The sequence below is a fragment of the Sporomusa sp. 246TCP1 genome (genome assembly GCF_057319775.1).
Map to the genome: position 1 here is coordinate 2325198 of NZ_CM170492.1, position 19333 is coordinate 2344530.

The following is a 19333-nucleotide window of genomic DNA, read 5'->3' on the forward strand; positions in this document are numbered from 1 at the left end:
TCAAGGAAATTAACGTAGGACTTTTATTTATTTCCTGTTGCAAGTCATACGGTTTTTTATTCACTGCTTTTTTATTCACTGCTGATAACGCTTAAAGATCCGATTCCCTTTTTATTCGTTGAACTAAACCAGTTAAAACTCTGCCTGGTCCGATTTCCTCAAATTCCATTTCCCCAAGGCTCAGTAGATTCTTAATGCTTTCATTCCATTTGACTGGACTTGTAAGCTGTTCAATTAAGGTCTGTTTAATTGCTGATTGTTTATATGGCCGGGCGTAAACATTCGAAATTACTGTAATTGCCAATTCGGAAAACTTAAAGTTATCCAGGAAAACAGCAAACTTATTTTTAGCTTCTGTCATATACCGGGAATGAAAAGCTCCGCTGGTTTTTAAAGGAATGAACATCTGGACTGCCTTAATTCTCTCAAAGACTACCTTCGCTTGATCGATATCAGTTTTTAAACCTGAAATTACGATTTGCGATGGTGAATTATAATTAGCAATTTCAATATTTTGCAATTGATGTAAAACAGCTGTTATTTGTTCTTCATCCAGCCCGATAACTGCGGCCATGCCTCCCCCTGTAGCCTGGCTCATGAGTTCCCCTCTTTTTTTTACCACTCTTAATCCAGTTTCAAAATCAAACGCTCCTGCCGCAAATAATGCATTGTATTCTCCCAAACTGTGACCTGCTACAAAATCAGGTTTCTTCCCTGTTTCCTGGATTTTTTGCAAATAACTTAGCGCATTGACTACGTATAAAGCTGGCTGTGTATATTGGGTCTGACTTAATTTTGATTGCGGGTCTTCCAGACAAAGTTCTTTAATGGAATAGCCTAAAACCCCATCTGCCTGCATCGTTAATTGTTTGAACTCTTCAAAAAGTGTTCCACCCATTCCTTTTGTTTGTGAACCCTGACCGGGAAAAATATAGGTAATCATGTCTTCCTAGCCCCCTTTTTTTAATAGTCAGTGTACTAACATACATTGTTATTGAATTGTTAAGCATTAGTTATATTTACATTTATATCAAATATTTGATTTTATTTCCATATAGTTTGTCTAAAAAGGCACTATGCTTGTTTATAAAGTTGAGCAGACAGAATGAACTAGCAGCTCATCGAATGGCTTAAGTAGTATATTTTACAGACAAAAAAGGGGTAAGAATGCAAAACATGTCGCAACATGCTGCATTCCTGCCCTATTGATGGACAAGCCTTCTAACTATACTATTATATGCAATATCGATTTTGAAACTCTTTCGCACATTCCAAGGTCATTAGTGCGGTTTCCTTCGTATTGGCCAACTTAACAAGATAGGATTTATTACCCCAGGGAGAAAGCTCTCTCACCATCTTCGGATTAATGATAAAACTCTTGTGACAACGAAAAAAATGGTATCTTCCCAATTTTTCTATCAGATCCTGTAGAGATTCATATGTCTGCAAGACAATATCTCCCACTGCATAAATCATTGTTTTACGATTACATCGTGTAATTAATACGATATCGGAAATATTTATAAACGTACTTTTGTCATTGGAAACTATCTTAAGTTTAATATGATCTCCTTTATCTAATGGACTTTCCAGTTTCAGCAAATCGTTTCCGTCTATAACTGTCTTCAATTTCTTAATTCGTTGTATAGTGTGCTTAATGTGTTCCAGATTAAAGGGTTTAACCAAATAGTCAAAGGCATATACATCAAATGCCTTATGAGTATAGCAATTATATCCGGTAGCAAACACCAGAAAAATATTGACGTTAATTTCGTAAATTTTCCTGGACACTTCCAGCCCACTCATTTCCGGCATATCAATGTCTAAAAATACCACTTCCGGCTCTAGCTCTTCCACCATTTCTACCAGTTGCTGTCCATTCTCCGCCTCGCCGATAATACTGACCCCAGGAATCTCCATCAGAATTTGTTTTAAAACCCGTCGCATTATAGAATCATCCTCAGCAATGATAACTTTTAACATGTAATGTATTACCTTTCCCAATAAAAATAATATAAGAACATCTCTAAATCTTGCCATTCATAACTCGCTTTAACCCATGCAACTGCTTTCTGCCCAACGGTACAGCCGGTATTATCACCTTGAAGCAACACCATTGCAATCACTGTTCACTTTAATATCACCATTATATTTATGTACTTACTTTTGCGGCTGTATAGTCCCATACTCCTCCCTTCCCCTTTGGTAGAAAATCCTGGTGTAACAATCTTGTCCACAATATTACTTGGAAAAAATTAATATATTAAATTATTTTTGCATAATACTACTATATTTACCATAAATTATAAAATTCCTGCTATTTTTACATAATTTAACAGGAATTTTATACCGTTTTTACATTACTAGCGATACGTTTTATACATCACCTATAATAACGGCTTATTTATTTTACTGTCTATATAACAGACAAATGCCTTACAGTTCGAGGCTTTGAACTGTAAGGCATTTATTTGCTAAATTACAATTATTATTCATCATCGTTACCCTGAGATTTTCTTTGCCAAATTATTTCTGGCCGGATATTGCTGGTATAGCCTGCTGGATTTAGCAGTAAGCTCCCATCTGCATTCTACTGACTTGTTCAACTCTGCTAAAGCGACATCCAAGGCCTTACCTTTTTCATAAATCTCTTGCTCGCGCCCCTTAGTTGGCTTTCGATTTCTAGCCTCACGATATTCCTTGGCTAATCTAATAACAGCCCATAGACGCTCAATTTCGTTTTGCATCTTTAATGGATCAGTCATATCCAATACTCCTTCTGCTCTTCCAGGTACCCGCAACCTATACAAGTACCGATGTTAAGATTATTTCTACAATTCGCATTCCAGTCACATTAACTCAACTAGCGCCAGTTTAAGCCAATGCCGAGTAGTACAGAAAGAGTGAAGGGGCCTACTTTTGTAGTAAGCCCGTCGCGCCCCTTCATCCTTGTTAGTTTAGTAAGGTCTTACTATAATCTTGACATTTTGCTCTTTCCGGTTTACCAGTTCCTCAAACCCTTTTTCAATAATATCGTCAATACTTATCTTACCGGTAATCATCGGTTCAACATCTATCCTGCCATCGGATATAAGCTGGATAGCAGGAGCAAACTCGCCATAGTACCCCAAACAGCCTTTTACATCTCTTTCCGTGAAAGACAACGCATTGAAATTCAAAGCAGTTTCTCTTTCATAAATACCTACAATAACTACCTTACCTGCTGACCGCGCGCATTCAATGGCAGTAGGGGTTGCCTTATCACTGCCTACACAGTCAAGCACAACATCGGCGCCACCATGGGTCAGTTCCTTAACTCTAGCCACTACATCCATTTTCGAAGGATCCAGAACTTCATTGGCACCCACCTGTAGAGCAAGATCTTTCCGGGCTTTAGCCATTTCGATACAGTAAATTTGGCTGGCTCCAGCGGCTTTTGCTGCCATAATAGCGCCCAGGCCGATAGTCCCTGCACCGACAACAACTACGGTGTCGCCAATAATCACTGGCGCCCGGCGCACAGCATGAATGGATACAGCCAGCGGTTCAACTACAGCGGCTGTTTCATAGGACATTTCATTTGGTATCTTATACATTGTATATGCAGGTACATTTACATACTCGGCAAAAGCACCATCAGTCATTAACCCGGTAAAAGCCAGTTTCTCGCATAGGCTATACCGATTTTCTTTGCAGCGCGGGCATTCCCAGCATACTTGACAGGCATCAGGAGCAACCCGGTCACCTACTTTAACATTCGTAACGCCAGGACCTACCTCTACTACTTGCCCGGAAAATTCATGACCAAGAATTATCGGTGCCGTATCTCCTGTCAAGGCATGCGGCTTATCTACGGGAATGAAAATTGGGCCAGCCAAATATTCGTGTAGATCTGAGCCGCAAATCCCACACCACTCAACTTTAACCTTTACCCAACCTTCTTTAGGGCTTGGCGGCTCCGGAACATCCATAACCCGAACATCCTTTTTACCATACCATACTGCTGCTTTCATCGAAAAAATCCCCCTTTTTTATATTGTTTTAAAAACATATCCTAAATGTAAAGCACTTTCCTCCTTCCCCTTTCCTGCTTTGGGATCACCTATAATTTATGAACCATACCCAAAGTCACAATATTACAAATTTTAGTTTCTTGAATAAGCGCTAACATCACAGCTTTATTTATTGCAAAAAACATGCCAACATTTCGAATTATTGTACAATTTAAATAAATCTGCGGAATGGAAGCATTTTCTTTATATTAAAAAAGTAGCGCTATAACTGGTTTGTAGCGAAGTGTTTCGATAAATTGCAAAGTGTATTCTTGCAAACATATAACCAACACTACACATTGCAACATTTTGTCCGAAAGCCAACAACAATTGCATTAACTAGTTTAGCTAATACTTAGAGTGAGGATTAAAAAAGCACTATCGCGCCCTTGAGGATACGGCTCTAACCGCAGAGTACACAGAGAGCGCAGAGGAGAGATGTATATCGAGACATTCCCTCTGCGTACTCTGCGTCTCTGCGGTTCAAAAAACTTATACTTATCTTATAAAAAAAGGTCTACCGTCTTACTCACGGTAGACCTTTTGTCCAGAGTTCTAGCTTTAATAAATGAAATCCAGAGCACAGTAGAAGACGCTGTTAGTTTTAGCTGCCGCTGCATTAATCGGCTTAATTCGATCATAGCCGGCCATTAAGACGACATTTTTCCAGGGAACCCACTGATAATCGAACCGAACAGCATTAACATTATCAATGGCATTCATCAAATTACCTTGCGTATCGGTAGCCCACGGCGACCAAGTTGCATACGCGTTATAGTTATGCCTCCCGGCAACGCCTGCCGGCATATGACGATAGGATAATCCCCAGGCCTGCGCACCTGTCTTTGCAGGGTCAACCATGGTAACCAACGCAGGATTCCAATAGGTAAAGCCATAATCCGAATTAAGAGCTATCCAATAACCGGATTTGCCTTTAACAGCAGGATTATCAGCCTCATTTCTCGCCCATTCACCCGAAAGTGCCAATTTTGAGTTAGGAATCTGGAAGGCAGCATTAACTGAAAATACTTTGAGATCCTCTGCTTTAGTATCGTTTACCGGAAAATTCCAGCCGTCCTGCTGGTAATAATACGCACCAATATCAGAAGTCTTGGATGATTTAAAAATAAACTCAGCATAGTTGTAGGATGATGTACGGTTTTTCGATACATCAAACGGCGGATTGGTACTGCGACCTGTCCCGGCTCGAAACCATAAGCTCTTGTCGGCGTTGTAAACACTGTAGTTAATGCCATCAGCCTTAAAGTCGCGGTTTATAAAACCGCCTTTACCAGGATAAAGAATATTTCTGCCTAATTCTACTTTACCGCCCAGCACATTACCAGTCACATAAAACAAATCTATTTGGGCATTATCGTCGTAGTTTCCCTGATGGAAGTTAAAATTGTCCTGATGAATGCGGGCATCCCATTGCCATATTTCATTGACTTTTTGATTAAAATTAATACGGACCCGCTCAGAAAACTGACCCTTTTGGTCAATGTTGGCATTACCAACCAGACCGCCCCCATCATTTGGCCCCAGCGAGGTATGGGTAAATTGAAAACGAGTATTCATACTAAAGTTCAATTTTTGCTTGGCTTCCACTTTGTCTACGCGTGCATCCAGCCTGGCGATTTCGGAATTAAATTCGCTTGCCAGTTTCTCAATGAGAGCCTTTTGCTGAGCATCGGCCTTATTCGCTTTTGTCATAGCATTACCGACAATAACAGCCATTTCGTAGCGGGTTATCGTGCGGTCACCACGGAAGTATCCGTCACCATAGCCATCTAAAATACCATCTTTTGCTAGTTGATTTATGGCATCGTAGGCCCAGTGTTTAGGTGGAACATCTGCAAAGATAGACGGTTGTGCGGCAATTACCGTGGAAGAAAAAGTCATAACAAGTACTAAAACCAGGATGAATACATACCGTTTATTCATAAGCGCCTCCTACTAGAAATATTTTTTTCTGGCATCAACATTGCTTGGTTTGTTAATTCATTGTTATGCCTCCTTCCCGCTGCTCCTATTTACCATTGTCTTCCTAAAGAAAAATCATAAAACATATTGCATCCTCTGCAAAAAGTATGCCACCGGCTGGAATTTGGACAAACTGAAGAATTAAAACCGCTATTAGATTGTTACCACAAAATCTAAAACCGTAAATTGTAGCATATTGCCGCGAACATTCGCAAAGTGTAGCTCCCGTCGCCATAAGATGCACTACACACTGATACATTTTTCAGCAAACCAGAGACGATAATGTAAAATCAGGCCACAGGCAACAGCACCACAACATCCTGCCTTCCGTATAGACCAAAGCACTAACCAGCCTCCTAACAGAAAATTCAGCAATTTTGCCGGTTTGGTAATTACTGGCATGGTACTTGCATTTAAACTCATAGGCAAGGTTTTTTTCTAATAATTCAGACGACAGGCTCTGAGAAGGAGGGATACTTATGACAGCTACAATCATTATTTGCTAGGTAAAGTCCATTGCCGAGTATGTAAAATTCAAAAGGAGGTTAATCGAATGGAGGAAAAAAAGAGTTCATTTGCACTAGGAACTTTTACTTATGGAATAAGCAATACGATCATAATCCTGGTTTTAAGTTTAGCTGTATGGTTTTTGTGGGGACTTGATATCGAAACACTGTTCCCCGGAATGTTCGGCGCCTATTTGTTTTGGGCGGTACTATGTATTGTATTTTTAGGTTTTTGCGGCGAATCATGGCCGTTCACCAAATTGCCGCAGCCACAGGCTGGAATATTGGCCCTTCTTGTCACGTTGATCTTAGATGTTATTATTGTAAATGCCCTAAGCGGCTACGGCAGCGTAATTCCGACCTTCAGCACTGCACCTGGCGGTACCGGCTGGACCGCTATAGCGATGATTGTTCTATTTGGCTTTTATGGTTACGGCGTACAGTCTAATAATATGGATCACTGGCCATGGAAAGATATCGGATTAAAGCAACCGTATGTCGGCATAATTGAAATATTTGTCGGTACTTTTATTACCGGAGTACTATACTTTCTGCTGATGTATCCAACCCTAGCGGCTTATGCAAGCAAAATTCAGCCACTCCTCCCTTTACCTACTGTTGTTGGCTGGTTTTACTCGGTTGTAGTATTTTGGTTGACTTCCGCTCTAATATGTGAAAACTGGCCCTGGACAATGTTCAGTTCGCGGGCTGCTAAAGCGATTGCCTCATTGTTTGGTAACTTTTTGGGCGGTACTGCTGTTTTTTACTTCTTTATGTACCTATTGCAAAATTTTTTAATTCCGGCAAATGCCCAAAAAGCTTTGGGCGATGGGATTACACTGTGGCCGGCACAATTAGGAGTATGCATAGCGGGAGTAGAGCTAGTCATGCTCTTATGCTTCCAAGGCTGGCCGACAACCGGTAGTTTGTCTACCAGGTTACTAATTCGAACCATTATCGGCTTCGCGGTAGGTATACTGGTTTTTTATATCTATACAAGATGGTTTGGCTTTGTACTGCAAGAAGCACCAGTCACTAAGGACTTTGGCGGAAATCCGTTAATGTTTATGGACTTATTTAACTGTGTATTGTTAATATACACAGTGTATTTTGCCAGTTGGCCTTTGAAATCACAAAAATAATTTATATACCACTAAAATAGGGGCTGTGCTGAAATTGTAATTTCAGCACAGCCCCTACTGCTATCCACACATATATTGCACTTATAATTCATTTGCCAAATTATAGAGCTGCTCGGTCAAGCTGGTTATTTCTTCAATACTGGCAGTTACTTGCTCGATAGCTGCCGCCTGCTGCTCCACCGTTAACGCGGTAGTATTTCCCGTAGCTACTGTCTTGTTTACTGATTCTTTAATCATATTCGTAAATTCTTTTATTCTGCCAACCGTTTTCTTAGAATCACCGGAGAGATTACGAATTTCCTGAGCTACCACCCCAAATCCCAGACCGGCCTCACCAGCTCTGGCCGCTTCTATGGCCGCATTAAGACCAAGCAGTCTGGTCTCATCCGCAATTTCTTTAATCAAATCCATTACATCATTAATCTGACCAGACACAACATTTACCTGTTTAATTTCTTCGTTTAACGTATTTTGATTCTGGTTTATATCAGTGGCAGAAGCAGCCAATTCCTGCATGGTTGCAGACACCTGGATAAGGTTTTCATTGATGATGTTCGCCATATTTTTGAGTTTGTACTGATGATACCCGAGTTTTGACAAAGCATTCGCCACCAAATACAAAACAGTAGCAGCTGCTTCCACGCTTTTTAGTGGCATTTGCTGAACGTTATGCAGCTCGGCTATATAGTCATCAGGGTTAACACCGAGCTCTACCGCAATTTTGCGGTATTTTTCTTCATCCGGAGGTTCAATTAATACTTGTCCACCTAGAATAGCTCCGATCTGCTGACCCTCCAACATAATTGGTGCAGCAAAATCGACTAACCCGCCATGACATTGATAGATAGCCGGTTTACCTGTTCGCGCTGATTCTTCGCCGCCTTTCCGGTCACACTCCATACAGCGCTTGCTGCCAATTTCCGTACCACGGGTATATTCCATACAAAATTTCTTAAAATTACTTGGCTGGGTAACAGCGTTACCCGCAACATCTACTGTCAAACTTGCCATACCTAAACATTCAGCAAAGTTATCCTGAAATTGTTGCAGAAAGTTCACATCAATAATCTCATGCAATTTTACTTGTCTCTGGTTAACAGCTTCCTCTGTCACTTTATCACTTCTCATATAGCCTCTTCCCCCTTTTATACTATTGCAGTCAAAACCTTTTGAATATTATATAATGTTCAAAAGGTTTTGACAAATACTTTTGTAATATTGCCAATTTAAAAGCCCCCTGGCATTACGCTAGGGGTAAAGAAGAGTTTTTAATGCCAATTACTACTCGCCGCATAAATTCATTCTTTAGCCGGATCTGATTTTCAAACTTACCTTTGTAAGCTTTTTTATCTGTTCCAGCTTCATAACAGGTAGAATTATCCACATTAATAAGTATTCCCGGCAATCCAATTCGTTCAAAATCCTGACAATGTTTGGTCCAAAAACGTTCACAACAGGTGCCAAAAAAAACCTTACAGCCGCTCTTTTTTAACATTTTTAACTTTTCTTCCAGCATTTCATAATTCTGGATCGTAATCGGCTCCATGCCATATTCCTCTGCAAGTGTAAATGCCTCACCAATATCGCATTGTCCGCAGCGTCCACACCCTTCTGTATAACGAAATTTGCAGTTTACTTTTTTCGCGCAGTATGGCAGCAACAGGGGAATGACTGCTTGCTGAAAAAGATCTGGTAATGTTGCCCAAACTCCGTCGTTAAACCAATTCCCTACGACAGTAATATCCTTCATCTCTTCCGGATGGATACCAAGCTCCATCAGCTGTGTCCTAAGCCTATGATACTGCATTACTAAAATCTCCTCCTGCTACAATTTCATACCAATATAGGCTAAACTAATCTGCCACAATACTACAACACGTTTCCAAATAGTTTATATCATAGCCGAGCGACTGCACGTAATCGACAGTTTCACGTGCGGGATAGGCAATTGCATTAAGGCCGGCATCCACTGCCAATCGTTCTATTGTGCGGGAATACAGGCCTGGCGGGCGGGCGCAGCCTAAAGCTATTGGCGTCGCAGGCAACAGCCATCTGGCGGTGGTAAATATCTCTGCTACTGCCTCTGTTGGCGGCGGCACAACCTCACTCATGGGAGTACTTCGCAAGGGATTTAGGATTACGAGCACCAAACTTGTGGCCCCTTCTGCCGCCACCATCTCTAACGCTTGATATTCTCCGCGAATTTGACCAAAATGAAGTCCAATGACAATATGGGGCGATACTTTGAGGCCTGCCCGCCGAGCCACCCGCAAACTATTATGATAATCTTTATTCGTACGCTGTAAATGGTAAACATCGCGAACGGTTTCACTGTCCCCGATTAAATCAAGCGCCACCCGTGTTATGTTTGCTTGTGCTAACAATTCTGCTGTTTCAGCCGTCAACAGGCCGGGATGAACTACTACCGCGAGACCCATAGCGGCTATTTCTTTAAGTGCGCCGGCAAATGGCAGCAGCGGCACACTGCCGTCACTGCAGGCACCACCACTAACAAGTACACCATGGCAACCACGGTTACGTAAATCTGCAGCTAAGCTAACCAGTAATTCCGGTTTAGTCGCTGATAACATAGTAGTCAGCAAGCGCCCCTGGCAGTGTTCACAGTTACATTGACACTGGGTTCCGGTAATACTAATATTAACAAATGAATTCGCGCTATTTTCGAATAAACCATTGTCATAATGTCGCGAACCTGGAGCATAAAAAGCGATTTTAGTCATTCCATATCTGTCCCTTAATAGTATTCATATCATGTTCTTCTGGTAAAAAAGGATAATTACGCAAATTAGGTCCGGGACGCTCATTACCGTACGGACGATTGCAAGCTACACAACCCTCCCGATTAGGACAACCTGATGTCATAAACGGTTTTCCCTGAGCCAGGTCTGCCCCTAATAACTCCTCCAGCGGCTGCCCAAAGTTCACAATTTTACCCTTGGAATCAAACTGAAATGCACTCTGGGTTATTTGGTTATTATTAAAAAGATAGGCAGCTAGCTGTATACGCCGGTACTGACCATAAGACGGCGGCTTGTGGTTACTCAAGAAACTGCCTGGTTCGGGGCAAAAAGAAAATAGATGTACCTGAGCACCAGCGTCACTAACTTGTCCGATGGTCTTGACCATATCCTGCTCTGTTTCTCCCAACCCGACAATCAAATGCACACTGACCTGATCCCGCCCAAACACCCTGACTGCTTCCTTTACTGCCGCCCAATAGGTTTCCCAGCGATGTGGACCGGCTACAGCCGGTCCGCGCATGGCTGCAAACAGTTCCGGGGTAGCAGCATCAATGGCTACACCAACACAATCTGCGCCAGCCGCCCGTAGCTCCTGAAAAAATGCCCCGGCATCAGGCAGTACCGTTGGCGACACTAACACACTAATTGGCATGCTGATTGCGCCACTAAACCGCCTGACAATACTCACGCAATCGCCGGGTGCTTGGGGATGTGTTATCATTGATATACAAATACGGCCTAACCGTTGCACCCTCATTGCTATCTCCTGCCGGGGCCTGGCTAAAATATCAATGATATCAGCTACTTGATACATTGGCCATTTCACTCTAATAAAGGTATTTTCGTCTGGCTTCGCCTTACGTTCCCTAGCTAAGCCGCAGTAACTGCAATTTGCCCTGCAGCCGTTCTGATAGGTCATAAGTAAATTTAGACTTCCCGGATAGGCATTACGATAAAAGCTTCCCGGTTCCAAGCCTAATGCCATCGCGCCAGCTAAACTTGTCTGTACAAACTCCGGACTTTCCTGCTTTTCGCTAGTATCCATGACCGGCCTCCTCTATAACTCAATATATATAGCAGCAACTATTGCGCGTAATATTCAGGGAAAGCAATCCAATTACGCCTGATTAACGTGGAAAATTCCGCTTTATTGTCTGTCCACCCTTGATTGCGATTTGCAAGTCTGTTGCGAGCAATGGCAAACTGTCGCCCGAATTCAGCCTGTATTGCCGACGTATAGCCATTAGCCAGCTGCTTTCCATCCGGGGAATTAGCTTGCATAATTACTGCGGCTGCCGCCAGCTGTCCACTAACAACAGCGTTCATAATCCCGCCGCCGGTAATCGGATGTGTACATCCAGCCGCATCACCAGCTACCAGCATGTGATCATTAGCTAAACATTGCACCAGGCCGCCTGATGGTATAAGTCCGCCGGTTGTTGCCGGCCCGGCTATATCCAGCACTATCTGACCCTTAACAAGGGTACAGCAAAAATCAGCCAGAAGATCTTTTAACCGCCCTGTAAAAGATGTATGGACTGCCAGACCGACATTGGCGGTTGTCCCTTTGGGAAATACCCAGGCATAACCGCCATACCAAGCCGGGTCAAAGTAAATCTTTGCATACTTCAGCGGTTTGGCCAAAGTCAGTTCCTGCTGCAGCGCTATGCAGGTTTCACCTGCTTGATTGCCTAACTGCTTACTAATCAGCGACCGGGGACCATCACAACCGAGAATAAATCTTCCTGTAACCTCTTGATACTTATTGCCGCACAAGAGAGTTACTACTAAGCCGTTGACAGTAACAGCACGTCCTCCGGTCATAAGTTGTGCACCAGCAGCTGCCGCTGCATCAGCCAACTCCTTATCCCACCTGGCGCGGTGCAGTACATAGCCAGGTGCTCGCAACACACTGGCAACTTCACCATTTATAAACGTTTTGATTCCGGTTACTTGCTGCGCCACATCGCTGGCCCGCAAATCAGCGTACTTGGTAATCATCAGGGGAACAAATTCTGCGCATTGAACATGGTCACCAATTTTCTGCCGTTGCTCTATTACCAGCACCTGTAACCCAGCCTGAGCCAGTCGCCGAGCTGCTGCGCTGCCGGCAGGTCCGGCGCCAATAACTATAACGTCATAGTTATCGCCAATTTTTTTCATGGTCAACCTCTGTTTTTATATTATTTCGGCAGGTTTAGCTGATTTTGCCTGCTCAATGGCAAGCAAAATAGCTTTGATAAAGTCTTCAGCAACAATACCTGGAATTTCAACCTGGTTGTTAGCAAAGAATTTATTAATTGTGGCAATAATCTGCTGCTTGTCTATTGGTGTATTTTTCAAAGTTGTTTCTAAGTCATTAATGGCTCTTGCCGGATAAGCAAAAAAATCACCACTAATAATTAGATATTTGATGACTCTGATGCCTGCATCCAGCCGCATTTGAATCCGTATCAGACCACCTGGAGCTTTATAATTGGCAATGCAGTCAATCGTATTGATAAACGTACTATCTTTGCCGTAAATCCAGTCTTTGCTCTGGAAATACGGCAAGTACTCATTCAGCAATTCGATCTCCTCAGTTATAAGTTCTCCGGGGCAAAAATCATACCCCAATGCTTCCCTAAGGCCGGTCAATATTGCCGACTTTATTTTACTATGCTCTGGAACATAGCCAATTTGTTCTGTAATGGAAGTCACCCGTTCCCGCATTGACTTAACGGCCTTATCACTCAGTTTTTCCAGGGGAAACTGCAAAACCCGCAGCATTTCATCAACATCAAAATCAACCAATATACTACACTGAAAAACGAAGGAGTCTGCTAGTTCGGTACCACCGGTACCGGCAATTTTACGTCCACCTATTTCAATATCGTTTACCGGCCTATAGGCCGCAGGCAGACCGAGGTTCTTTAGCCCCAGAGTCATTGCCTCACATAACAACTTATACATACTTTCTATCTTGCGGGGAATCCCGGGAGTATTTTTTGCGGCATAGATCTCCCACCCTAACTCCAGCGGCCCCCAATATAAACTGCCACCGCCTGTAATGCGGCGGTTGATATCAATTCCTTGCTGCTGACAATAAGATACATTTACTTCCAGGAACGTGTTTTGATGCAACCCAACCAGTACACAAGGCTTAAATTGCAAAAATCGCACTGTGTTGGGAATCAATCCCTGACTATGGGCGTTCATTATGACTTTATCCAAAGCCATATGCTCAGCAGCTGTACGGGGCGCAGAATCTAGCACCCTAAACACAGTGTTATTTTCAGTACTAGGCATTTTCTTTCATGTCCTCGGCTAGCCAGGCCTGCATAGCTGCGGCTGACATCAAGCCGTCAAGTTCAACGGGGCGGGAAAGCTCAATTTCTGCAAACCAACAGTTATACGGCAACTGACTGATTAACGCCGGACTCGCAGTTACCATATCGTTGACTTTGGTTACCAGGCCACTTACCGGCGCGTAAACACGCCCGACCCATTTTCCCGCTTCCAGTGACCCGCAAGTGCCCCCGCCTTCAACAACAGTCCCCACTGTTGGTAAAACCAAATATAAAACATCACCAGTAATATCCAGACCGTAGGGCGTTAATCCAAACAGCACTTTGTTGCCATCCCGTTTAATCCACTGGTAATGGGTATCATACAATAATTCTTCAGGAAAACTCCATTTGCTTACGCTCATTAGCTCCTGCTCCTTTCCCTGCTTGCCAACTTAGTTGTCTATAGCCATTAATAATAATTCTGCAACATCCATTACCTGCAAGGGCAGTTTTTCGGCCCTTGCTGCCTTTTCCAGCATTTGTTCACACTGCTGACAGGCAGATACGACGATACCGGCTCCTGTCTCAGCCGCCTCTTTTATTCGTTTAGCAGCGATGGCATCTGCCAAACCGGCATCTGCACCCTGGAGATTTCCGCCACCACCACAGCAGGTTGATTCTTCTCCATTTGTAGCCATTTCCACAAATTTGATTCCTGGAATACTGGTAATGATTTGCCGCGGCGGGTTGATAATACCGCTGTTGCGCCCTAAATCACAGGGGTCATGGTAAGTCACTGTTTCACTTAGTTCATTTGGCACTAACTTACCTGCAGCAATTAGCTCTGCCAGCATTTCCGTGGCATGAACCAGTCTAAATCCCAGACTCTCACCCAGCACCTCCGGATATACATGGCTCCAGACGTGATAGCAGGAAGCACAGCCGGTCACTAAGGTCTTGGCCCCCATCTTCCGGACAGTATCTACATTATGCCGGGCAAATTCCTTTATCTCATCAGCATGCCCGGCTGCCAGCATGGGAAAACCACAGCACCACTCTTCAGAACCCATTGTGGTATAGTTTACTCCTGCTTTTTCCAATAACTGTACCATGGCAACTGGAACCTGAGCGGCGCGGGGAAAAAAGGAAGATACACAACCGACAAAATACACGACTTCCGCCTCTGGTTCCTGATCCAAATTCTCTGGTATTTCATCTAGCTCTTCCGCCCAGTCAAGTCTGGTTACATTGGCAAAGTTAGAAATATTCTTCTTATCCTTCAGGTTATCTATCATTGCCGTATAAGCTGCCGGTGCCTGGCCGCCAGCTACCAGTTTAGCCCGTAAATCCTTCCATAATGACTGGAGGTCAATCCTTGCAGCGCATGCCCGCGTGCAAGCCCCGCACATTGTGCACTGGGTAATTCTTTTAGCATACTCAGGACTAATAGTGGTCTCACTATTTCGGGCAAATAATTCCCGGGCCAGCGAAATCTTTCCGCGGGGAGCGGCTGACTCCCAGCCAATCTCCTTATATACCGGGCAGTCATTACGGCAATTACCACATCGTCCGCAAATTAGGGTTTCATCAATCAAATTTTTATAAAAGCTGCCCGTACTCATACCTGTTTCCCTCCTATTTTGCCCCTGTACACCAGTGTGGTAGCTGCCAAGAAGTCCATGCCCAAACTAAACAACGCCGGATTCAAGAGCAAGGGAGCTTGATACACTTTACCGGGATTCATAATATTGTTAGGATCAAGTAGTTTTTTTCGCTGTTTAAGCTCAACCATCTCTGCTGCCGTGTGGCACCTGCTTACATAAGGTGTATTCCACAAACCGACACCGTAAGGGCACCCACCATGTTTAGCTCCAATATCATGCAATTTTTTTACTAAAGCCAGACCCTGCAGATAGCCTATAGTATCACGCTCATCCGCATTAAACATCGTCATAACCATAGCATGCTGAGCTGTTACAACATGCCCATAGCTTTTTAGGCCGAGATTTTTTTTGCTTTCAAATAGTTCTATATCTTGAAGATAGACAGCCAGGCTGCTAATCGGCAACCAAATCTCGGCTCCAAGCAAGGAGGGGCCTTCTCTTTTTAGGACTAGAGAAAAAAAGCGGTGCTGCCACTCATGCTCACCTTCTTCGCCTAAATCGCCGCCATTGGCAATTCGCAAACACTTGGTATAATTCTTTTTCGCGGCGGCTGTTTCTGCTTGTGAACCGTCAGCATCAAAAGCTACCGTATAGGCTTTAGCAGCACGTTCACTGCCCAGCCCCAACCTGTAACGCAACGCGTTACAGCCGGGATCGCTAAAGTGCAAATTAAACGGGAGTGCCGCAGATAGTACTGCACTTTCGATAAATCGCTGCATTTGCTTGGCATCATCCAATTCGGCTAAGCCATGCCACTCGGTTTCCGGCAGTGAGCGAACCCTTAATTCTATTTCAGTCACTAGTCCTAAGGTTCCCTCAGAACCAGCCAGCCAGGAAACAGGCGGCTTACTCATGGCGTTTAACTCTTGCACACTGCCATCAGGCATAACAGTCTGAGCTGAAATTACCTGATCCACCACCGGACCGTACTTTAGGCTTCCAAGCCCGTATCCCATCATGACTAACCAGCCACCAACCGTTGCCGCCTGCGCACTGCTCGGATATGAACACGTAGCTAAGCCAAGGCGGTTGAGGGCACGTTCCAGCTGCCACCAGGTCATACCTGCCCCGACCCGCACAATGTTGTTTTCTTTCTCAAGTGCCACTATCTGATCCAAACCGTTTAGATCAACCAGTATCCCTTTGCGCGTACATACCGTATTAAAGTAAACAGTAGAGCCCCCCGCCCGTGCGGTCAGGGGGATTCGCTTCTCAGCTGCCAGCTTGGCAATGCCGGCTACTTCTGCGGTGCTTTGGGGCCTGATCACAATATCCGGCAGAGTATCGGCAATAGGGTTAACCAAAAAATCCGGCACTGGTGCCAAATCACGTTGATAAAAGCCGCGCTCGAACAAATCGGTAGTTGCACGGTCACCAAAGGCAGTCTTCAAATTTTCCAGTATTTGAGCGTCCATATCTTACTCCTTCCCTAAGCGGGATTGGGCATGCCTACCCAATAATTATTCAGGCTTAGAATATTTGGCATGTTCCTCAGTAAAAAATTTATCTGCATCATCGCCGTGGATTAGGTTTTGCAGCCCGGCAGCTAAATCATCAGGCTCCATTACACAAATCCACCCCGCGTCATAGCTGTCACTATTGAGCAGTTTGGGATTTGTCGGCAATTCACCATTGACCTCAAGTACTTTACCCGCCATTGGCACTTGAATTTTGCCGGCCCACTTGCCTGACTGGATTGAAGAAAGCGTAGCCCCGGCTGCGAGTGCTTTCCCGACTCGTGGAATCCTGATAAAGGTAATCTCGCCAGCCAATTTTTGCAAAAAATCAGTAACCCCGATGCGAATTGTGTTGCCTTCCACTTTCACCCATGCATGATCATGAGTGTAATATAAACCTTGCGGAATATTATATTGCTCCATTGATTAATCACTCCTATTTACTTATCTGGCTAATAGCCAACGCAGCAGCAGCTCTTCACTGCCAGCAGCCATATTGCCTGCCATGCTCTGCCGCCACTTAATGATGGCTGATCTGATATCAGAATCACACCACTTGGTACCTAGCAAATAATCCTTCAGGGAATTAATATGGGAATTCGCCCAACAAAGAAAGCCGTTACTTTCAAATTCTATTATTTTTCCGCCCTGGATAATAAGAATTGCATACCCTGGACAGACTTGCCCTGCCTGGTTAACGCATTCCCTGTTGACAGTGACATTAGGTGTAAAACACTCCGGTAAACGGTGGAGACGTATATAGGTTCCTTCGTTAATTTTCACTTGCCGGACTTTGGTTTGCTTGCCTGGCAGGTTAAGAAAGTCAGAACTTGTTAGGTTATCGGCCATAACCTTACTATCTGCCTTTAATTTTTCAGAATACGACGCAGGCTGCAAGTCATCTATCCAGGTAGAAAAATTGGCAATTAACTGTTCTTCAACATCAGTAAAGTCAGGTGTATAACCTAATTCCTCCTCCATGGTCGTTAAATACCGTTCCATGGATAACCTGGTCAGTTCGCGAAACCGCGGACTGGGAAGGTTTAAGACATTGGCCATAGTTGTCCTGTCAAAGGCTACTAAGATATTACCTGTGTACACGGCAAAACCATTAATGTCGCCTGCACCATTTCCTGAAATCTTCTTGCCGTTAACAACAATGTCAGCCGGAGGTTTAAGGGCAGCTCTGATATGGAAACTTGCCAAAGTTCTTACGGCAGGTTGTAAAAATTTGGCAAAAAACTCATCCCGCCGGCCTGCTAACAAAGGATTGTCAGCACGTAACACCAGTTGGAAAAAAATTTGTTCTTTAGCCAGTAAAACCATCCCACCGCCAATATCGCGTCTGATAAGCGGGATATTATGGTCCTGACAGTATTTTGCATTTACTTCTTGCTCAAGGTCATCATGTAAGCCGAGACAGACGCAGGGTGCAGAAGGGCGGCAGATGACTAGCCCTTCTTGCCTTGTTTGCGCCAATACATGATAGATTGCTTGGGTCTCAGCCCATGGCATGAGTCCTAGCCGGTATAAGTTCATCTACACAGTCCTCCTGCACCGGCAATAGCTGGACGTTAAACACAGCAGAAAATTGTTGCTCTAACTTACCCCTGACCTCATCAAGACTGGCATCAATACCGAAATCCCGCATAGTTGCCACTGGGCGGTTGGTGATGCCACAGGGGTTGATTAAACTGAAATACCACATATCGGGATTGATGTTTAAAGAGAATCCGTGTATAGATACCCAGTTACGGACACCAATGCCAATCGCGGCAATTTTCCCCTTTTCGGTCCAGACGCCAGTCAAACCAGTTTCCCGGAAACCTCGAATGCCATATTTAGCCAGTGTCCTGATAATTACTTCTTCCAGCATCCAGGAATAGTGGTGTAAATCCTGTCCATACCTCTTTAGGTCAAGCACCGGATAGCCTACCAATTGACCGGGGCCATGGTAGGTTACATCACCGCCCCGGTCTACTTCAATAACTTCAAGTCCGGCTGCTAACAAGGTTTCCGGTGAGGCTTTAACATTATCCTGGCTGCCAGAACGTCCCATGGTATACACAGGCTCATGCTCCAGTAATATCAGTGTATCGTCACCACGGCCGCTGCGGCGAACAGACGAAATTTCCTGCTGTAATTTCCACGCTGCTGCATACGGGGTTCGTCCTAATAATAACAGCTTACAGATCCTAGAACAGTTCGTCGCCACTTTTGCCTTCTAATCCGGGGTGAACATCAAAACGAACCACACCGACAACAGCTTTGTTGTTAACGGCTTTTTTCACTGCTGCCACCCCTTCATGCCCGAAACCAGCGCAGAGTTCAATTGCGCCAATTCCTTGTTCAACCAGTTCTTCGACTGTTTTCACGGCTGACTTATAGTCGCCTACCCCTACGATTGTCAACTCCACGGCAGGCGTAGTGATAATTGACCTGTGCTGTTTACTATTGGCCTCTGGTGCAATAAAAACAAATGCTGCTTTAAGCATTTA

The 19333-nt window shown here is 44.1% G+C and carries 19 protein-coding genes; 1 reads left to right on the plus strand and 18 read right to left on the minus strand.

Going from position 1 to position 19333, the window contains the following annotated elements; all coding sequences use genetic code 11:
• Window positions 1-91 precede the first annotated feature (91 nt).
• The 5 genes from fabD to AC1ECB_RS11200 all read right to left on the minus strand — a co-directional run bounded on the left by fabD (window position 92) and on the right by AC1ECB_RS11200 (window position 5996).
• Window positions 92-943: an ACP S-malonyltransferase gene (gene fabD / locus AC1ECB_RS11180; RefSeq protein ID WP_485668761.1), complete on the minus strand. Its 852-nt coding sequence runs from the start codon at window positions 941-943 to the stop codon at window positions 92-94.
• A gap of 290 nt (window positions 944-1233) precedes the next feature.
• Window positions 1234-2040: a LytR/AlgR family response regulator transcription factor gene (locus AC1ECB_RS11185; protein ID WP_485668762.1), complete on the minus strand. Its 807-nt coding sequence runs from the start codon at window positions 2038-2040 to the stop codon at window positions 1234-1236.
• Window positions 2041-2501: 461 nt separating this feature from the next.
• Entirely contained in the window at window positions 2502-2765 is a 264-nt protein-coding gene (locus AC1ECB_RS11190; RefSeq protein WP_485668763.1) for a hypothetical protein, read from the minus strand.
• 192 nt (window positions 2766-2957) lie between these two features.
• Window positions 2958-4013, minus strand: a complete 1056-nt coding sequence (locus AC1ECB_RS11195; RefSeq protein WP_485668764.1) for a 2,3-butanediol dehydrogenase — start codon at window positions 4011-4013, stop codon at window positions 2958-2960.
• A 600-nt stretch (window positions 4014-4613) separates the two neighbouring features.
• Entirely contained in the window at window positions 4614-5996 is a 1383-nt protein-coding gene (locus tag AC1ECB_RS11200) for an S-layer homology domain-containing protein (RefSeq protein ID WP_485668765.1), read from the minus strand.
• Between the two features lie 592 nt (window positions 5997-6588).
• Between AC1ECB_RS11200 and AC1ECB_RS11205 the strand changes: the two genes are divergently transcribed.
• Entirely contained in the window at window positions 6589-7683 is a 1095-nt protein-coding gene (locus tag AC1ECB_RS11205; protein WP_485668766.1) for a hypothetical protein, read from the plus strand.
• An 81-nt stretch (window positions 7684-7764) separates the two neighbouring features.
• On the opposite strand, the gene AC1ECB_RS11210 is transcribed toward AC1ECB_RS11205, so the two are convergent.
• The 13 genes from AC1ECB_RS11210 to AC1ECB_RS11270 form a co-directional block, all read right to left on the minus strand.
• Window positions 7765-8811: a PocR ligand-binding domain-containing protein gene (locus AC1ECB_RS11210; protein ID WP_021171447.1), complete on the minus strand. Its 1047-nt coding sequence runs from the start codon at window positions 8809-8811 to the stop codon at window positions 7765-7767.
• Window positions 8812-8926: 115 nt separating this feature from the next.
• A complete protein-coding gene (locus tag AC1ECB_RS11215) occupies window positions 8927-9490 on the minus strand; it encodes a DUF116 domain-containing protein (protein ID WP_485668767.1) in 564 nt (187 codons plus the stop codon).
• Window positions 9491-9536: 46 nt separating this feature from the next.
• Entirely contained in the window at window positions 9537-10424 is an 888-nt protein-coding gene (locus AC1ECB_RS11220; protein ID WP_485668768.1) for a radical SAM protein, read from the minus strand.
• Window positions 10417-11490: a radical SAM protein gene (locus tag AC1ECB_RS11225; RefSeq protein ID WP_485668769.1), complete on the minus strand. Its 1074-nt coding sequence runs from the start codon at window positions 11488-11490 to the stop codon at window positions 10417-10419. Before AC1ECB_RS11225 ends, AC1ECB_RS11220 begins: the two co-directional genes overlap by 8 nt.
• Before the next feature lie 38 nt (window positions 11491-11528).
• Complete coding sequence (locus AC1ECB_RS11230; RefSeq protein ID WP_485668770.1) at window positions 11529-12608, minus strand: geranylgeranyl reductase family protein; 1080 nt, start codon at window positions 12606-12608, stop codon at window positions 11529-11531.
• Window positions 12609-12623: 15 nt separating this feature from the next.
• Window positions 12624-13733 (minus strand): lipoate--protein ligase, encoded by a 1110-nt coding sequence (locus tag AC1ECB_RS11235; protein ID WP_485668771.1) that lies wholly within the window; start codon window positions 13731-13733, stop codon window positions 12624-12626.
• Window positions 13726-14136, minus strand: a complete 411-nt coding sequence (locus AC1ECB_RS11240) for a glycine cleavage system protein H (protein WP_485668772.1) — start codon at window positions 14134-14136, stop codon at window positions 13726-13728. The genes AC1ECB_RS11235 and AC1ECB_RS11240 overlap by 8 nt, the downstream gene beginning before the upstream one ends.
• Window positions 14137-14166: 30 nt before the next feature.
• Entirely contained in the window at window positions 14167-15336 is a 1170-nt protein-coding gene (locus AC1ECB_RS11245; protein WP_485668773.1) for a (Fe-S)-binding protein, read from the minus strand.
• The gene (locus AC1ECB_RS11250; protein WP_485668774.1) at window positions 15333-16793 is read right to left on the minus strand and encodes an FAD-binding oxidoreductase; all 1461 of its coding nucleotides are present in this window, start codon (window positions 16791-16793) and stop codon (window positions 15333-15335) included. The genes AC1ECB_RS11245 and AC1ECB_RS11250 overlap by 4 nt, the downstream gene beginning before the upstream one ends.
• A 45-nt stretch (window positions 16794-16838) precedes the next feature.
• Window positions 16839-17258: a glycine cleavage system protein H gene (locus AC1ECB_RS11255; protein ID WP_485668775.1), complete on the minus strand. Its 420-nt coding sequence runs from the start codon at window positions 17256-17258 to the stop codon at window positions 16839-16841.
• A 21-nt stretch (window positions 17259-17279) separates the two neighbouring features.
• Window positions 17280-18374 carry a lipoate--protein ligase family protein gene (locus AC1ECB_RS11260; RefSeq protein ID WP_485668776.1) on the minus strand — a complete coding sequence of 365 codons (1095 nt, stop codon included), beginning with the start codon at window positions 18372-18374 and terminating at the stop codon, window positions 17280-17282.
• On the minus strand, window positions 18337-19050 hold the full coding sequence (gene lipB, locus AC1ECB_RS11265; RefSeq protein WP_485668777.1) for a lipoyl(octanoyl) transferase LipB: 714 nt from the start codon (window positions 19048-19050) through the stop codon (window positions 18337-18339). The genes AC1ECB_RS11260 and lipB overlap by 38 nt, the downstream gene beginning before the upstream one ends.
• Entirely contained in the window at window positions 19031-19330 is a 300-nt protein-coding gene (locus AC1ECB_RS11270; protein ID WP_485668778.1) for a DUF6506 family protein, read from the minus strand. Before AC1ECB_RS11270 ends, lipB begins: the two co-directional genes overlap by 20 nt.
• Window positions 19331-19333: the final 3 nt, after the last annotated feature.

Coding starts and splice junctions, on each gene's coding strand:
- fabD (WP_485668761.1), bottom strand. CDS start 943: ATGATTACCTATATTTTTCCCGGTCAGGGTTCACAAACAAAAGGAATG.
- AC1ECB_RS11185 (WP_485668762.1), bottom strand. CDS start 2,040: ATGGCAAGATTTAGAGATGTTCTTATATTATTTTTATTGGGAAAGGTA.
- AC1ECB_RS11190 (WP_485668763.1), bottom strand. CDS start 2,765: ATGACTGATCCATTAAAGATGCAAAACGAAATTGAGCGTCTATGGGCT.
- AC1ECB_RS11195 (WP_485668764.1), bottom strand. CDS start 4,013: ATGAAAGCAGCAGTATGGTATGGTAAAAAGGATGTTCGGGTTATGGAT.
- AC1ECB_RS11200 (WP_485668765.1), bottom strand. CDS start 5,996: ATGAATAAACGGTATGTATTCATCCTGGTTTTAGTACTTGTTATGACT.
- AC1ECB_RS11205 (WP_485668766.1), top strand. CDS start 6,589: ATGGAGGAAAAAAAGAGTTCATTTGCACTAGGAACTTTTACTTATGGA.
- AC1ECB_RS11210 (WP_021171447.1), bottom strand. CDS start 8,811: ATGAGAAGTGATAAAGTGACAGAGGAAGCTGTTAACCAGAGACAAGTA.
- AC1ECB_RS11215 (WP_485668767.1), bottom strand. CDS start 9,490: ATGCAGTATCATAGGCTTAGGACACAGCTGATGGAGCTTGGTATCCAT.
- AC1ECB_RS11220 (WP_485668768.1), bottom strand. CDS start 10,424: ATGACTAAAATCGCTTTTTATGCTCCAGGTTCGCGACATTATGACAAT.
- AC1ECB_RS11225 (WP_485668769.1), bottom strand. CDS start 11,490: ATGGATACTAGCGAAAAGCAGGAAAGTCCGGAGTTTGTACAGACAAGT.
- AC1ECB_RS11230 (WP_485668770.1), bottom strand. CDS start 12,608: ATGAAAAAAATTGGCGATAACTATGACGTTATAGTTATTGGCGCCGGA.
- AC1ECB_RS11235 (WP_485668771.1), bottom strand. CDS start 13,733: ATGCCTAGTACTGAAAATAACACTGTGTTTAGGGTGCTAGATTCTGCG.
- AC1ECB_RS11240 (WP_485668772.1), bottom strand. CDS start 14,136: ATGAGCGTAAGCAAATGGAGTTTTCCTGAAGAATTATTGTATGATACC.
- AC1ECB_RS11245 (WP_485668773.1), bottom strand. CDS start 15,336: ATGAGTACGGGCAGCTTTTATAAAAATTTGATTGATGAAACCCTAATT.
- AC1ECB_RS11250 (WP_485668774.1), bottom strand. CDS start 16,793: ATGGACGCTCAAATACTGGAAAATTTGAAGACTGCCTTTGGTGACCGT.
- AC1ECB_RS11255 (WP_485668775.1), bottom strand. CDS start 17,258: ATGGAGCAATATAATATTCCGCAAGGTTTATATTACACTCATGATCAT.
- AC1ECB_RS11260 (WP_485668776.1), bottom strand. CDS start 18,374: ATGAACTTATACCGGCTAGGACTCATGCCATGGGCTGAGACCCAAGCA.
- AC1ECB_RS11270 (WP_485668778.1), bottom strand. CDS start 19,330: ATGCTTAAAGCAGCATTTGTTTTTATTGCACCAGAGGCCAATAGTAAA.